This window comes from Formosa sp. A9 (genome assembly GCF_051200825.1).
Lineage (GTDB): Bacteria > Bacteroidota > Bacteroidia > Flavobacteriales > Flavobacteriaceae > Formosa.
Genome location: NZ_CP195158.1, coordinates 3,587,841 through 3,604,060, shown reverse-complemented (window position 1 = coordinate 3,604,060; position 16,220 = coordinate 3,587,841). Strand labels below are relative to the sequence as shown.

At 36.7% G+C, this 16,220-nt stretch carries 10 protein-coding genes; 6 read left to right on the top strand and 4 right to left on the bottom strand.

Features of this window, described 5'->3' with window-relative positions:
• The first annotated feature begins 177 nt into the window (after positions 1 to 177).
• Genes ACR9EA_RS15800 through ACR9EA_RS15790 form a run of 3 tightly spaced genes read left to right on the top strand, consistent with a single transcriptional unit; the run spans position 178 to position 2,036 of the window.
• On the top strand, positions 178 to 822 hold the full coding sequence (locus tag ACR9EA_RS15800; protein ID WP_435135211.1) for a DUF4136 domain-containing protein: 645 nt from the start codon (positions 178 to 180) through the stop codon (positions 820 to 822).
• An 11-nt stretch (positions 823 to 833) separates the two neighbouring features.
• Positions 834 to 1,421 carry an outer membrane beta-barrel protein gene (locus tag ACR9EA_RS15795; RefSeq protein ID WP_435135209.1) on the top strand — a complete coding sequence of 196 codons (588 nt, stop codon included), beginning with the start codon at positions 834 to 836 and terminating at the stop codon, positions 1,419 to 1,421.
• A 42-nt stretch (positions 1,422 to 1,463) separates the two neighbouring features.
• Positions 1,464 to 2,036, top strand: coding sequence for a DUF4136 domain-containing protein (locus tag ACR9EA_RS15790; RefSeq protein WP_435135206.1), 573 nt, complete (start codon positions 1,464 to 1,466; stop codon positions 2,034 to 2,036).
• 85 nt (positions 2,037 to 2,121) lie between these two features.
• Here the strand turns inward: ACR9EA_RS15790 and ACR9EA_RS15785 are convergent, their stop codons facing one another.
• The gene (locus ACR9EA_RS15785) at positions 2,122 to 4,440 is read right to left on the bottom strand and encodes an inorganic phosphate transporter (RefSeq protein WP_435135203.1); all 2,319 of its coding nucleotides are present in this window, start codon (positions 4,438 to 4,440) and stop codon (positions 2,122 to 2,124) included.
• A gap of 160 nt (positions 4,441 to 4,600) precedes the next feature.
• On the bottom strand, positions 4,601 to 5,812 hold the full coding sequence (locus ACR9EA_RS15780) for a porin (RefSeq protein ID WP_435135200.1): 1,212 nt from the start codon (positions 5,810 to 5,812) through the stop codon (positions 4,601 to 4,603).
• Positions 5,813 to 6,171: 359 nt separating this feature from the next.
• Between ACR9EA_RS15780 and ACR9EA_RS15775 the strand changes: the two genes are divergently transcribed.
• On the top strand, positions 6,172 to 6,531 hold the full coding sequence (locus ACR9EA_RS15775; RefSeq protein ID WP_435135199.1) for a toxin-antitoxin system YwqK family antitoxin: 360 nt from the start codon (positions 6,172 to 6,174) through the stop codon (positions 6,529 to 6,531).
• Positions 6,532 to 6,622: 91 nt separating this feature from the next.
• On the opposite strand, the gene ACR9EA_RS15770 is transcribed toward ACR9EA_RS15775, so the two are convergent.
• Both ACR9EA_RS15770 and ACR9EA_RS15765 read right to left on the bottom strand, forming a co-directional pair.
• Complete coding sequence (locus tag ACR9EA_RS15770) at positions 6,623 to 8,542, bottom strand: hypothetical protein (protein WP_435135196.1); 1,920 nt, start codon at positions 8,540 to 8,542, stop codon at positions 6,623 to 6,625.
• Positions 8,543 to 8,567: 25 nt separating this feature from the next.
• Complete coding sequence (locus tag ACR9EA_RS15765; RefSeq protein ID WP_435135193.1) at positions 8,568 to 11,366, bottom strand: TonB-dependent receptor domain-containing protein; 2,799 nt, start codon at positions 11,364 to 11,366, stop codon at positions 8,568 to 8,570.
• A gap of 224 nt (positions 11,367 to 11,590) precedes the next feature.
• On the opposite strand from ACR9EA_RS15765, the gene ACR9EA_RS15760 reads away from it, so the two are divergent.
• Together ACR9EA_RS15760 and ACR9EA_RS15755 are read left to right on the top strand one after the other, a co-directional pair.
• Positions 11,591 to 12,937, top strand: coding sequence for a deoxyguanosinetriphosphate triphosphohydrolase (locus tag ACR9EA_RS15760; protein WP_435135191.1), 1,347 nt, complete (start codon positions 11,591 to 11,593; stop codon positions 12,935 to 12,937).
• A gap of 59 nt (positions 12,938 to 12,996) precedes the next feature.
• Positions 12,997 to 16,173, top strand: coding sequence for a PA domain-containing protein (locus ACR9EA_RS15755; RefSeq protein WP_435135188.1), 3,177 nt, complete (start codon positions 12,997 to 12,999; stop codon positions 16,171 to 16,173).
• Positions 16,174 to 16,220: the final 47 nt, after the last annotated feature.

The following is a 16,220-nucleotide window of genomic DNA, read 5'->3' as shown; positions in this document are numbered from 1 at the left end:
TAAAACTGATATTGTTTGCTTCTGTTTAAATTAGTTTTCTAAAGTTTTTAATTGAAGGCGATATTGTAAGTTATCATTCTTTGCGTTATTTTTATATAAAATAACACAACCTAAAATCACTTATCAGCTCTTGCTAAAAGATATTTTAAGGTGGAATTAGGTTAATAATTAAAGTTTATGAAAAACATTTTTACAACAGCAGCTTCTTTTAAATACAGATGGCTGTTATTTTCGGCGGTAGTTTTCTTCTTATATGGTTGTTATCCAGATGGAGGCGAATATGTTGAAGATTTCGATGCCGTATACACTAATTACGAGCAGGATTTTAGTTTTAATACTACCTACACGTACTCTATACCAGATAAGGTAATGGATTTAGATGATAGTGAAGAGGGCGATCCAGAATACATCGACCAAGTATATGCCGATGCCATTCTAAATACCGTAAAAGCTAATTTAGATGCAATGGGCTGGACCGAAGTTTCTGCCAATAGCAATCCAGAGATTGTTGTTGTGGCGGCAACTTTCGATCAGACTTTTATTTATTATAATCCGTGGTGGTGGGATTGGTATTATCCATGGTACGGCCCAGGTTGGGGTTGGTATTACCCAGGGTATTATCCAGGTTATGTAAGCGGATATAGTTCGGGGTCGGTATTAGTGCAAATGACCTATCCTGAAGATACTAACAGCGATAACGAGGTTCCAGTGGTTTGGTTAGGTGCTTTAAACGGATTGCTGCAAGGCAGTGAGTCTAATATTGTGGGGCGCATTACCACAGGTTTAAATACAGCGTTTAATCATCCTCCGTTCAATAATTAAAATCTTATTTTATGAAACTTAAATTATATATGCTTATAGGTTTTTTAGTGGTGTCACTATCAACTATAGCTCAAGAGAAATATAGCCTTAATTATGTAATCGCTTTCCCCACACGAGAAACAGCCGATTTTATAGGTAAAACCAGTTTTAGAGGGGTTGGGTTCGATTATACCCATATGATGAATAATGAATGGGGTTTAGGGGTTAGCGCTGGCTTGCAAACCTTTTACGAAGATATGGGGGAAAGAACCACGACTTCGGGTACAGAAACAATTACAGCTAATCGTTACCATTACATTAATAGTATTCCAGTATATGCTACAGGTAGTTATTTCTTTAATGAATCGGAAACCTTTACGCCGTTTGCATCTTTAGGATTAGGGGTTATGTATAATCGCCAAGAACAGGATTTAGGACTTTATACCATTGAAGACGATGCGTGGCAGTTTAGTGTAAGACCCGAAATAGGCTTTGAGTACGAGGTCAATTACGGTTGGGGTATACGCACAGCCTTCCGTTATAATTATGCTGCAAAAGCAGGCGATTTAGAAGGCTTGTCGCATTTTGCAATAGCTGTCGGCGTAATCTGGACAAATTAGAACAGTTTAAACAAATCATTATTAATCCATAAATACTAAAATATGAAAACATATTTCAACCAATTACAGCTGTGTTTAGTGCTATTAATAACCACAATAGGCTTTGCACAGATTAAAAGCGATTATGATAAATCGATAGATTTTTCGGCATTTAAAACCTATACTTTTGCTGGATGGGAAAAGGATAGCGATAAAATTTTAAACGATTTTGATAAAAAGCGAATCACTGATGCTATGCAGTCCGAATTAAGTTCTAGAGGACTAAATATGGTATCGGATAATGCAGATTTAGCCATTACACTTTATGTGGTAGTTAACCAAAAAACAAGCACAACCGCTTATACCGATTTTAACGGAGGTATGGGTTATGGTGGCCGATGGGGCTGGGGCTATGGTATGGGCATGGGCACAGTTTCGGCTACAACTTCCTATTCTGAAAACGATTACCAAGAAGGTACTTTTGTTGTAGATATGTACGATGCGGGAACTAAAAAATTGGTGTGGCAAGGTATTATTACTTCCGTAGTGAAGGAAAAAGCTGAAAAGCGTGATAAATCAATTCCTAAAAAAATTGGTAAGTTGATGAAAGAATATCCTGTTAAACCTTTAAAATAGAGTAAATACTCTCCAAAGTACTAAAAAGAGAAAGGTCCGAATGCTTAAAACATTCGGACCTTTTATATTATAACAATTTAAGTTTTTATTCTTCCTCTAAAGGCTCTGCATCTTGCATTATTTTAGAGATGTCTATAGAGCCGTCGTGCGCATTATGGTATTCCTCTAACAGGTTCATAGTTGCGGTAAGTAAATCTTTAGTTTCTAGTAATAAACTAAAGTATAGTGTTGTGTTTTTAGGGCTCACCTCTTCGGTGCGTGTGCGTTCTACTTGCTTTTGGATTTTCTCTGTAATTAGCGAGAATATTTGCTTTTTGTTAGCTAAAATGTTTCCAATTTCTTCAAACGAACGTTTTTCGAAAGCTTCTTGTGTAGTTAAAAACAGTTTTTCAACCGTTTGGTCAACTTGTTTTAATTCTTTAATCTGATTAAATTTAAGCTTTTTGTGGTTGTTGTTAACGTGTTTGTGGCTCACTTTCGAAACGTATTCTAAAGATTGCGACATGTCTTGTAAATAGCCTAAAATATTAATGTAAAAGTTACTAGCTGTTAAGCTGGAGTCGTCAAGATTTTTAATAAAATAGAAGATGTTATCTCGTAATTCGTCTATTTCGTTCGATAATTTATCGACTTGCTTTTTGTTTTTCTTTAAAGACACTAAGTCTTGTTTAGAAAGACCATCTATAGCCCCTGTATAAATTTTGTTAGCACGTTTAATAGCGTTGGCAATGTTATGTGCACTTTCTTGAATTACACCTTGTATCGAGCTGCTTTCAGCTTTAATAAGTTGGCCTTCGGCTTTTTGTTCTTTCTTCTTTTTGTTTAATGAAATGTAATTTCTAACTAAAAGTAATAAAGAAATTAATAACAAAATACCTACCATTGAAGGCACGTGTAGATTAATAAGATATGCAATTACTGCGGCTGAAACAAAAGCAATAAGCGCTGTAAAAAACCAGCCGCCAATAACGTTTAAAACCCCTGCAACACGATATACGGCACTTTCTGCACCCCAAGCTCTGTCGGCTAACGATGTTCCCATGGCAACCATAAAAGTAACGTAGGTGGTCGATAGCGGTAATTTCATAGAAGTTGCTATAGAAATTAATACACTGGCCACCATTAAATTTACGGCCGCACGCACCATATCGAACGCTGGTAATTCGTAAGTTTTATCTTGATTTAAAGGAATAGAAGGTTTAGTAAAACGCTGGTCTATTTTGGCTTGTGTTTTTTCAGGGATAAAATAGCTTACCATATCCGAAAGACCAACAGCTGCTCTTACAAAACTACGTGATAAAAAGTTAGGCTGAAAACGTTCTTTAGTGTCACCTTGACTAGATAAATCTATTGATGTTTTTACTACAGCTTTTGCTTTGCTAGATAGCCATAAGGTTACCACCATTACCATACCTGCAATAAACAACATTAAGGTTGGTGTTTTTACAGATTGCGATAATACTTCCATGCTAAATTCGTTAGCTGGAATGCCAGATGCCGCCCAGATTTGGTACGATTGCCATGCCGCAATAGGCACACCAATAAAGTTTACTAAGTCGTTACCTGCAAAGGCTAGAGCTAAAGCAAAAGTACCTATTACGATAATAAGTTTATAGATATCGCTTTTTAAGACTGTAGTATATAAATAAGAAGCTAGAGTCCAAAATACTAAGCTTACAGCAAGAATAAGCAGTACATTGGTTTCTAAAAATTCTTTGATAGTTAAACCGTTTAAGCTGGCGTAACTTTCCTTGGCAAATGCTGTACCGCCAATACCTTTCATAAAAATAAAGTAGGTAATTGCGGTAATGGCAAAACCACCAAACAAAGCACCAACCCATTTGGCTTTTTTATCGAAATTATAACTTAACAATAAACGCGTAACCCACTGTATTAATGCGCCAACAGAAAAGGCAACAATAACCGAAAGTAAAATACCAAAAATAATTTGTGTGGCTTTAGAGGTGTTGATATAGTTTATAAGGTCTGCAAAACCTTCGGTTTTTTCATGCCCGATTTTAATTAATGCAATAGCTACCGATGCCCCTAATAATTCGAAAACTATCGAAACGGTTGTTGAGGTTGGCATACCAATGGTATTGAAAAAATCCAGTAACAAAATATCGGTTATCATTACTGCCATGAATATGATCATGATTTCGCTAAACATAAACTCGCCAGGGTTAAAAATTCCTTTACGGGCAACTTCCATCATACCACTCGAAAAAATGGCACCAACAGCTACACCTATACTGGCAACTATCATGATTGTTTTAAAAGAAACTGCCTTAGATCCGATAGCGGAGTTTAAGAAGTTAACAGCATCGTTACTTACCCCAACTACTAAATCTGCAATGGCTAATACGCCAAGGGCAACAATCATTAATAAGTAAATATTTTCCATAGTCTAATCTAAAATTGTGTGCAAATATCTATAGTGTTTTTCACTGATATGTTACGTTAATGTTATGATTTGTTTGATGATTAAGATTTGAATATTTCGTAATTGTATCTAAATTATTTGTTTTTTAGTTGTCGCGTTTAAAGTGTTTGAGGCCAATGTTTTAAAAGTGCAATTCGAATTGTAGTCGAAATAAAATCATATCTACATTACTACTTTCGCTATTGGTTAAATATCCTAAATCCGACTGTACTTTCAGTTTGTGCTTAGCAATGTATTTAGATACACCTGCGGTGTATTCGTTTTCTGCACCTCTTCCAGTTATAGATCGGTCAAAATTAGCAGCGGCATAACGCCCAGAAATTTCCCAGTTCGATTTAAATAAGTAACCTGCTTGTAAATTTAATGCATTTCCAGTTAGTACGCTCATACCTGTTTCCGAACCATCGGCATTGCGCGCAATAGGGTCGTCTGCAGTGCGCTTAGCAAATTCTGTCATAAAAGATACGCCTTTATATTTAAACATACTATCTATAAACAAGGTGTTTATGTTTGTGTGATGAAATCCGGTATCTGTAATCATGTAGCTTCCCATATTGCTGCGGGTTTTTACAGCATCGTGATTATGATCGAAACTTACACCTACGGCCAGTTTAGGGGTTTGCTCTCTACTTAGGTCGCCACCACTATAATCGCCTTTATCTGCAAATTCCCCTAAGGGTAAAAATTCTAAACGTCCTGTATATTGTAAGCCGCCAAGATTTCCGGTGGTCACATTACGGCCTTCTCCTTGCGAAATAGCTATAATTTCTTTCATTATAAATGTTTTTCCAAAGGTGTTTTTATGATGTAGCTGAAACCCGATATCACGATCTATATTAAATCCAGCGTTTAATATGGAACGGTCTACCAATTGCATATTGGCCGATGAGATTACCCGTTCGCGGTTACCTGGTAATTTGGTTTGTCCGAACCAAAGTTCAAAATTATTATAGAAATTCCATTTGGCCACGGCATCATAGATAATTCGTGGCGCATCTGCGGTATACCAGCCGCCGCCAGACATATCTCGGTTAGATAAACCTAATTCGATTTTATATTTCAGTTTTGGACTAAAGGCAAAACCATCCATTTTAATTCGGGCTCTACGGACCAAAAAGGAAGAGGAAGGGTCGTCGAATTCTTCAAATTCGTTGATTGTGAATGAAGAAGCTAATAATTGTATACGTGCGCCAAGCTTTAAGGACCAAGTACTGTCTTTATCGACAATATTAATAATCCCTTTTCCAAATTTAGAAGTTTTAACTTCTTGAGAAAATAATGCAGCTGAACACGAAAAAGTGAAGGCCATAATAAGCCATACTTTACGTTTCATAAATGTCTTAGTTTTTGTCGCTGCAAATAACTAAACCTAATGTTAAGTGAATGTTATGTAAAGATTAAGAATAAATAACAACTGCCTCTTGCAAGGCAGTTGTTTGATTCATGATAAAATAGTCGACAAAAACTAATAGATTATATGAAATTTCTTCAAATATCTACTAAATTCTTTATTTAAATGTGAAGCTAGTATTATGTTAACATTAATACTTCGGTTTTATTTCAGTCTATTTTAAAGCGCTGAAAGTTAGTTAATTATATTCTAATGTTAATTTAATGTTACGTAAACATTGTTTTAAAGTTAATTAATTGCTATCTTTGATATTATAATTAATGTTTAAAACCCATAACGAGATGAAGACTAGTGTTTTATATGTGTTTGCATTTTTAATGACCGTAGTGTCGTTTGCGCAAGATAAAAGAGAGTTAAAATTAAATAAAGATACCCAACTAATTGAAGCGACGTATTACCATGACAATGGAGTTGTAAGTCAAACAGGAACTTATACTTTAGATGGTAAATTACAAGGTGAATGGAAACGTTACGATAACGAAGGAAACAAAATCGTATCGGCCGAATATCATAACGGCGCAAAAGTAGGGAAGTGGTTTTATTGGACTAACGATGTGTTAAGAGAAGTAGATTACTCTAACAATGCCATAGCTAGTGTAAGCGAATGGACCAATAAAACTAAATTAGCAGTTAATAATTAAAACTAGATTAACTATATATTGTTTTTAAAACAAAAAAGCATCCAAGAAATTGGATGCTTTTTTTTATCATTTTTGGTTTAAGATTAAAATCTTATAAAGAAGTTGCCCAAGAAAAAGAGTTTACATCTACAGTAGCAGCACCGTCGTAAAGGCTAGTTTCGTTAGCAATTTCACCATTAATAGATACGTTTTCTAATGGACCACCATTAGCCATATCTAAAATTGTAGTATAACCAGATAAAGATAAACCTGTAATAGTTGCACCAGATTCAGCTTTAAATTGTAACGCTTTACCATCTGCAGTAGAAACCGCTGTAAAGTTTACAATTTTAGGATTACCATTTACACCATCAGCTTCTATAGCAGTAGAAAAACCAGCTTGAGTGTGCGATACATAAGTGTTAGTTAAAGTACCATTCCAACCTTCAGTCCAGTCGATAGCATCGTCTTCTAAGTCTTGTACATAAACATTGGTTGCGTTAACAGTACCACCAAAGAATTCGATACCATCATCTAATCCACCTAATAAGGCTACGTTGTTAATAGAAGTTTCAGAACCAACAGCATAAAGCGTTAACCCATTGTATTGAGAATCGGCATTAATTTGAGCTCCAGATTGTTTGATAACTAAATAGTTGATAGATCCAGAGTTATCAGAATCGTTAGTACCACCATAGATAAGACCACCAACTTCGGCAGTTGCATCTGTACCAGCAGTAGTTGTAGCATCTCCTAAGATTACTAAACCTCCCCATACACCAGTTTCTGATGTAGGCGCCATAACTACAGGGTTAGATTCTGTTCCTTCAATAAAGATTTGACCACCTTTCTGTACTGCAATATAAACATCTGTACCAACACCAGTGTTGATAGTTGTTCCTGCAGGAATAGTTAAAGAAGCACCGCTTTCTACACTTAAAATACCAGGTAAACTATAAGTGATAGATGCATCTAAAGTCATGTCTTCTTTAAGAGAACCAGTTAAAATTGCATTGCTTCCAGCATTTGCAACCCAGTCGAACATATCTACATCAACAGTAGCAGGGCCAGTATAAGCTTCTTCTAAAGAAGCAGTTTCTCCGTTAATAGAAACATTTGCTAAAGGACCGTTATCTGCCATTTCAAGAGCAGTTTTGTAACCGCTAAGAGAAAGACCTGTAATAGTAGCACCAGATTCCGCTTTAAATTGTAATGCTTTACCTTCAACACTAGAAACGGCAGTGAAGTTTACAATTTTAGGATTACCATTTACACCATCGGCTTCTATAGCAGTAGAAAAACCTGCAACAGAGTGTAATACATAAGTGTTAGTTAAAGTACCATTCCAACCTTCAGTCCAGTCGATAGCATCGTCTTCTAAATCTTGAACATATACGTTAGATGCGTTAACAGTACCACCAAAGAATTCGATACCATCATCTAAACCATTTAATATAGCTACATTGCTAATAGTTGTAGCAGAACCAACAGCATAAAGCGTTAAACCGTTGTACTGAGAGTCTGGGTTAATTTGAGCTCCAGATTGGTTGATAATTAAATATTGAATAGATCCAGAGTTGTCAGAATCGTTAGTACCACCGTAGATAAGACCACCAACTTCGGCAGTTGCATCTGTACCAGCAGTAGTTGTAGCGTCTCCTAAAATTACTAAACCACCCCAGTTACCAGAAGACATAGGCCCCATAACTACAGGTGAATCTGCAGTACCTTTAATGTCTATTTTAGCACCTTTTTGTACAGCAATGTAAACATCGGTTCCAGTTCCTGTAGTAATATTTGTTCCCGCAGGAATAGTTAAAGTAGCTCCGCTTTCTACACTTAAAATACCAGGAAGTTCGTATGCGATAGATGGATCTAAAGTTCTGTTTTCTGTAATAGATCCTTCTAATACGTTTTCATCGGTTTCTCCACCACCACCGGTAGAATCGTCGTCGCTGCTACAGCTAATGGCAAAAACATTAAGCATAGCAATTACGCCTAAAATCGAGATTTTTTTAATTGTTTTTTTCATAATTTAAAGGTTTAATAATTTAATTCTAAAAGTTAATATTTACTCCTAAGGAGATTGTTGCTCCATTTTTATAAGAGCGTGTTGTTTGTGTACTTTCTGTACCTGTTGAAATACTTCTTACATCTTGAGTTCTTTTTATTTCAGGGTTTAAGATGTTAAATGCCTTGAAACTTAAATCGATATTATCTGAAAGTTCTTGGTTTATGGTGGCGTTTAACACTACAAATCCTTTTTCGATAATTTCGTTGTTGTATAAATTAGATTGAGTTGTTTGGCTATCTGGAGCACTTCCTAAAGCGTAAATTTTATCGGATGCATAATTCCCAGATATGTTTGCATTGAATTTTCTTTCCCAATTTGTCGAGAAGTTTAAAGAGGCGTTTACTATGTAATCTGATGCGCCTTCTAGACCAATTTCGTCTTTACCATTGTAAGTAAAGGTGCTTGCTATAGAGCCATTGTCGTTATAAATGGTTCTTAAGTCTTGGTTGTGCCACATTCTGGTAAAGTTGAAACCTAAATCTAAATTAAGGCCATTGTCTTCTGTTGATGAGATTAAACCTAAATCGGCTTCAAGTTCTAGACCAAATACCTGTGCTCTATCGCTCGTGTTGTAGAATGAGAAATATCCAGACGATCCTCTGTCTAAGGTTCTGTTTATTGGGTTGTCTATATATTTATAAAATCCAGTTGCCGAAATAAGTTCTTTGTTAGAAGGGAAAAGTTCCCATTTAACATCAAAATTGTAAACATTACTAGCTTCCAAATCAATATTACCTACAACAACTTGGTTGGTTGGAGATACGTAACCAAAAGGAGCGATTTCTTTAAATTCTGGTAAGGTAATGGTTTTACTGGCAGCTAATCTTAAATTATTTTTTTCGTTTACCGCATACTTAACATTAAGTGCTGGGTAAATATTGTCGTAGTTTTTAGTTACGCTACCATAGCGCCCTCCTGGTGCGTTACCTACATTATAGTCTACAATGATTTCGTCGTTTTGATAACGAGCACCTAAAATAAAGTTGAATTTATTAATAGAGTAATTAAAGCTTAAAAAACCAGAGGCAGAGTTTAATTCGCCGTTATAGCTATCTGGTCGTTGTTCAACTAAGTTTAAAACACCGCTATCGAAATTCTCTTGAGTAAAAACAGCTCCGATGTTATCTATAGATGGCGGAACAACTTGTCCTGGCGCACCTACTTCGTCTACACCATAAACTTGCGATTCGAAATCTCTGGTTTTATATCTATAGTTACCACCTACTGTTAATTTTAAAGATGATATCGTGTCGTTGTCAAAAATGTTAAATACATCTTTTAATCTGGCACTATATTCTGTGTCTTCGATATCTTGGAACGACTTTCTTTGTTGTGTACCACCTTGGTTTGCCAATTCTATAGTTTCTGGCTCTGTATCGGTTGGCTTTTTTATGTTAACCTCATTTCTGATACGGTTAGGTTCGTCGGCATCCATTTGGTTAAAACCAAAACCCCAAGTCAGGTTGTTTCTAGAACCAAGTTGGTGCTCACCCATAATTTGATTTACCCAAAGTCTAGTTTGAATGGTATTTTGATCTAACACATATTGGCTATAAGAATCTGGATCGTTTACTTCTTCAAAAACAAAACCTTGACGATTTCTACCTGCTTCAAAAACACGATCGGTTAATTTGTTAACAAACAAGCTTACAGCTCTTAAGTTGTTATTGTCGTTAAAATCGTAAGACATGTCTACAAGTCCAGATGTACTAATAGTATTGCTGTAGTTTGTAGCATCGGTATAGTTTACGTCTAACAGGTTACGGTTAAATTGTTGAAATTCTCCTTGGTTATAATCGAAATCACTGGATTGCGATCCATTAAATAAAATTTTGAATTTATCTCCAATTTTAGTTCCTGCAGTTAGAGTATATCTGTAGTTTAAAGGTAAAATAGCGCTTTCTGTGTTCCAAGATTGTTGTGTAATGGCATCTTTTGTAGAAAGGTTACTAGAGTAAAATCCAAATGTAATATCATCTTTATTGGCAGTTTGTTTAAATTCACTCTGTCCAATAGCATTGGTGTTTATTCCTGTTTGAAAACCTAATTGTAGTTCGTCGCTTCCAACTAAACTTCTAGATGTTATGTCGATACTTCCCGAAGATTGGTCAGATGAACTTTCTGGCGAAAAGTTTTTACTAATCGAGATGCTTTCCACGATTCTAGTAGGAAAAAGACCTAAGTCGATATTCTTTTTGTCAACATCGTCAGAAGGAATTGTCATTCCGTTTAAAGTGGTGTATAAATAACGGTCGCCTAATCCTCTTACGTATACATCTCCAGAACCTTCGCTGCTGGAAACACCAGAAATTTTAGTAGCGGCAGTAGCGGCATCGCTTACCCCTAATTTTCCTAATTCTATAGATCCAATACTTTCTTTAATTTCAACAGCTTCTCTTTGCTCTAGTAATAAGGCAACTTCACTATCTTTTCTTGCGGTTGTAGTAATTACAACTTCGTCTAAAGCGGCAGCACTAGCGCCCATAACAATATTGGCTTCGGTTACTTTTCCTGCCACAACAGTAATGTCAACTTCTTGGGTTTCGTAGCCTACAAAACTGTATATTAAGGTATAAGGGCCGGCTTCTAGGTCTTCAAAAGTGTAAAGCCCATCCATGTCCGATGTGGTTCCTTTTGTAGTCCCTTTAATCAATACGTTGGCGAACGCTAATGGTTCGTTGTTAAATTCTTTGTCGGTTAATTTTCCAACAATAGTCCCGGTGTTTTGGGCATAAGTAATAGAGGAGATTAAAATTCCAAATACTATTAAAATTTGTTTCATTTTGTCGTTTATTTTCATTGGGCAAAGAAACTCGCATAATGTAAAGTCAAGGTTAATGAAGTATTAAACCTAGTTCATAAAAAGGTTAACTAAAGGTTATCTAGCAGCGATAAAAAGAAAATTAGAAAACGTTAATTTAACATTAGATTTAACTTTGTGTATAGCGTTTTTGCAGTGTGCTTTGTGTTTTAAAATGTTATATTGCGCAGACTTAAATTTTTATTATGAATTGGGAAGAATTATTGTCTCTTAATCGCTATGGCGATGTTACTAAACGATTACGTAAAGATCAAGACGAAACGCGCTTAGGGTTTGAAGTAGATTACGATCGTATTATTTTTTCGGCAGAATTTAGAAGCTTACAAGATAAAACACAGGTGATCCCCATGTCTCAAACCGATTTTGTGCATACCAGATTAACGCACAGTTTGGAGGTAAGTGTAGTTGCTCGTTCTTTGGGCAGAAGGGTAGGTCAAAAATTATTGGAAAAATATCCCGATTTAAAAACAGTACATGGTTACTTGCCAAACGATTTTGGAGCTATAGTCGCTACGGCTGCTTTAGCCCACGATATCGGTAATCCGCCATTTGGGCATTCAGGCGAAAAAGCGATCGGAGAATTTTTTAAAACAGGTGCCGGGCAAGAGTATAAAGCCGATTTAACAGCTGTAGAGTATCAAGATTTATGCGATTTTGAAGGGAATGCTAACGGATTTAAAATTTTGACACAAAGTCGTGCAGGCCGCGATGGAGGGCTTCGTTTAAGTTATGCTACTTTAGGTACTTTTATTAAATACCCTAAAGCCTCGTTGCCCAAAAAACCAACCGCACATGTGGCCGATAAAAAATACGGTTTTTTTCAGAGCGAATACCCAGCGTTTTTAGAAGTGGCAAATACGCTAGGGCTGTCATATAAAGCCGACTCTGGAGAAGTGGCATTTAACAGGCATCCTTTAGCCTTTTTGGTTGAAGCTGCAGACGATATTTGTTATACGATTATTGATTTTGAAGATGGTATTAACCTAGGGCTTATCGATGAAGATTTTGCTTTAGAATATTTAATTAAATTGGTGAAAGATGTTATTGATAGCAATAAATATCATCAATTACAAACCACGCAAGATCGCATAAGTTATTTAAGAGCATTAGCCATTAGTACGTTAATTAATGAAGCTATAGAGGTGTTTGAAACTTACGAAGACGATATTTTAAACGGAACATTTACTGTGTCGTTACTCGATAAAAGTAAATACAAAGCCCAAATTAACGACATCATAAAATTAAGTGTAGAAAAAATTTATCAATCTAAAGAAGTGCTCGATAAAGAGATTGCGGGTTACGAAATTATTTCACGTTTATTACAAACGGTTATTCAGGCAGTTAACAATCAGTACTACGGAAGAGCAAGCAATTACGATGCGCTAATATTAAAAACGTTGCCAGAAACTATAGATTTTAATCAGGATTCCTTGTATCTACGGCTACTAAATGTCTGTCATTATGTGTCGCTGTTATCTGATAGTCAGGCCGATTTGATATATAAAAAGTTGCAAGGAAAGCTATATTCGTAAACCAGAATGCTTGTGTAACAGCAAGAAAAAATTATTTTTGTGAGATACAATTAAACAATATGAGAAATAAACTACACCGCGCATTAGGCGTATTAGGCTTAGCAGTCGTAATAGCTTCATGCGAACAAAAGAAAGATGCACCGGCAGACTCGGTGACCGAGCTTCGGGCGTTGCATGCTAAACATTTGGAAAACAGCCCGTTTAAAAACACTCAAGGCTTATCTAAAAAAGAGCGTGCAGAGCAAGGTTTACCTCCTAAACGTTACAACGAACGTATGTGGGAGCTTACCATGAACCCTAGATTGGGACGACCTACACCAGAAAATTTAGCTGTCATTCAAAAAGAATTGTTGGAACAGCGCAACAAAAGTTTAGCCAATGGCAGAGTGCCAGGAGACGACACGAACAACAACTGGGTAGAGCGAGGCCCAAATGATGTAGGTGGACGAACAAGAGCTTTAATTTTTGATCCTAACGACGCTTCAAACGAAACAGTATTCGCTGGTGGTGTTAGTGGTGGCTTATGGAAAAACACAAAAATTTCCGATCCTGCTTCAACATGGACTGCTGTCGATATACCAGAAAATTTAAACATTACTTGCATTACCGTAGACCCTAATAACAGTAAAATTATGTATGTGGGGACAGGGGAATCTTATGTTTCAGGTGATGTTCAAGGTAATGGTGTTTGGAAATCTACAGATGGCGGAAACTCTTGGACTCATATTTTTGGTGGTGCGGAAGGAGAAACCGTTTTACAAACCGATTCGGAAATGATTGTAAACTCTCCAGGAAGTGTTGCAGGTACTTATACGTCTTTAAGTGCTAGTTTCGGTCCTCAGGCAGACGAAAATATCACAGGAAACTTAGTTTTGGCAGAGCCAACAGAGGCTTGTGCTTTATTAGATAATGCTTCTGCCATTAATGGAAAAATAGCTTTAATTTATCGTGGCAATTGTACGTTTGTAGAAAAAGTGCTTAATGCGCAAAATGCAGGAGCCATAGCCGTTATTATGATAAATAACGAGCCAGGAAACCCTATTGTTATGGGCGGCGAAGATCCTACGGGAGCAGTGCAAATTCCGTCATTAATGATTTCCCAAGAAGATGGAGCAAAAATTGCAACTCAAATTAATGCAGGTGAAACCGTAAATATAACCATAACAGCAAGTGCTGGAGAATTTGGTGGGTTTTATGTATTAGAAGGTAATCAGCATGTAAACGACATCGTGGTAAGAGATAATAATGGCGTTTCGGAAGTGTATGTAGCTGCGGGTTCTACATTTTATAGCAAGGCTAGTCCTTCAACCTTATTTGGCCCTGGAGATTACGGATTGTTTAAATCGACTAACGGAGGGACGTCTTGGAGTCAGTTAGGACTGCCTTTAACTACAGCAGGAAACAGATACGAGCCTAACGATATTGTTTTAGGGGCTGATAACACCATTTGGGTATCTACAAGGCAAAGTCAGATTCATGGCGATGGCGGAGGAACTATTTTTGCATCAACAGATGGTACCGCTTTTATTCTTAAACACACTTTGGCGGCCAGACGTACGCAGTTAGCTGCATCGGCAACCGATGCCAACAAAATTTATGTATTGGCCGAAGGCGCTAGTGTACCTGTAATTATGCAAAAAACAACCGATGGTTTTGCTACGGCACAAAGTTTACCTTTACCAGATGATGCCGATACAAACATAGCTGCAAACGATTTTTGTAGAGGACAAGCATTTTACGATTTATTTATCACTCTAGACCCAAATAACGATGAAAAGGCATTTGTTGGAGGAATAGATTATTTTAGTAGTGAAGACGGAGGTACAACTTGGAATCAGTTAACACATTGGTATGGCGGATTTGGATTTCCAGAAATGCACGCCGACCAACATGCTATAGTATTTGGTAATGGCGATACCTCTAAAATGGTGTTTGGTAACGATGGTGGGGTGTATTATTCGTCAACTAGTGGTACCAACCCAACCGCGAGAAATACTGGATATAATGTAACGCAATTCTATACTGTTGGTGTTGCCCCAACAACTGCTATTACAGGTGAATATTTTGCAGGAGGAACACAAGATAACGGGACGCCTTATTTTGAAAATGCTTCAGCAGGCATCAACGGATCCGAAGATGTTACTGGAGGAGATGGTGCATATACGTCTTTTGACCAAGATGGAACCGATACCTATTTTATAACCAACTACGTGTACAACAACAGTATTAGAAAAATAGATTATAAAACAGGAGAGGGAGCTACCATTTTTAGTTCTGATGCCAACATAGGCGATTTTATTAATCCGCAGGTGTTAGATTCTAGACTAGATTTCTTATTCTCGAACTACTCAACTGCATCAGCTCCAGCTATTAGAACTTTTAGAACAAAAAGTGAGTCGGGTGTTTATACTGTAAATACTATTAAAAACGCTTTGATGGATGCTTCGGCTACCGCTTTGGCTGTTTCGCCTTACGACGAAACCAGTTCGCACAGTACGTTGTATTTAGGTTTGGCTAATGGTAAACTATTAAAAGTGACAATGGCTAGTGCGCCATGGGGACAAACATGGGAAGAAATTCCAGCACCAGGCTTTTTAGGAAGTATTTCCGATATCGAGTTTGGAAGATCTACCAACGAAATGTTTGTAACATTCCATAACTATGGTGTTAATAATATTTGGTACACGAATGATGCTGGAGCAACTTGGGCACAAAAAGATGGCGATTTACCAGATCTTCCTGTTAAAGCCATACTTCAAAATCCATTAAAACCAGAAGAAGTTATTGTGGGTACAGAATTAGGGGTGTGGTACACTTCTAACTTTATGAGTGATGCACCAACTTGGAAATCGGCATTTAATGGTATGAGTAACGTAAAAGTTATGGATTTAGATTTACGTGATGACAATACCATCTTTGCTGCTACTTATGGTAGAGGTATATTTGCAGGTAAGTTTACTGCTGGTGCTTTAAGTGTAGAAGAAAATGAGTTAGCTTCAGGAATTACTTTATACCCAACAGTATCTGAAGGTAATTTTAAAGTAACTTCTAAATCTAATTTAGGTGAAGTTAATCTTCAAATATTTAACTTAAACGGGCAGACCGTATATGTGAAGAATTTGAATTTATCTGGTAATGCAACAAACGATATTTCTATTCGTGTGGCTTCAGGAGTGTACTTGGCTAAATTTACAAGTGCAGGGTTAACAACTACTAAAAAGGTTATCGTAAAATAAACAGAAACACATAAACCATATTAAAAGCGAGCCAGAATTCTGGCTCG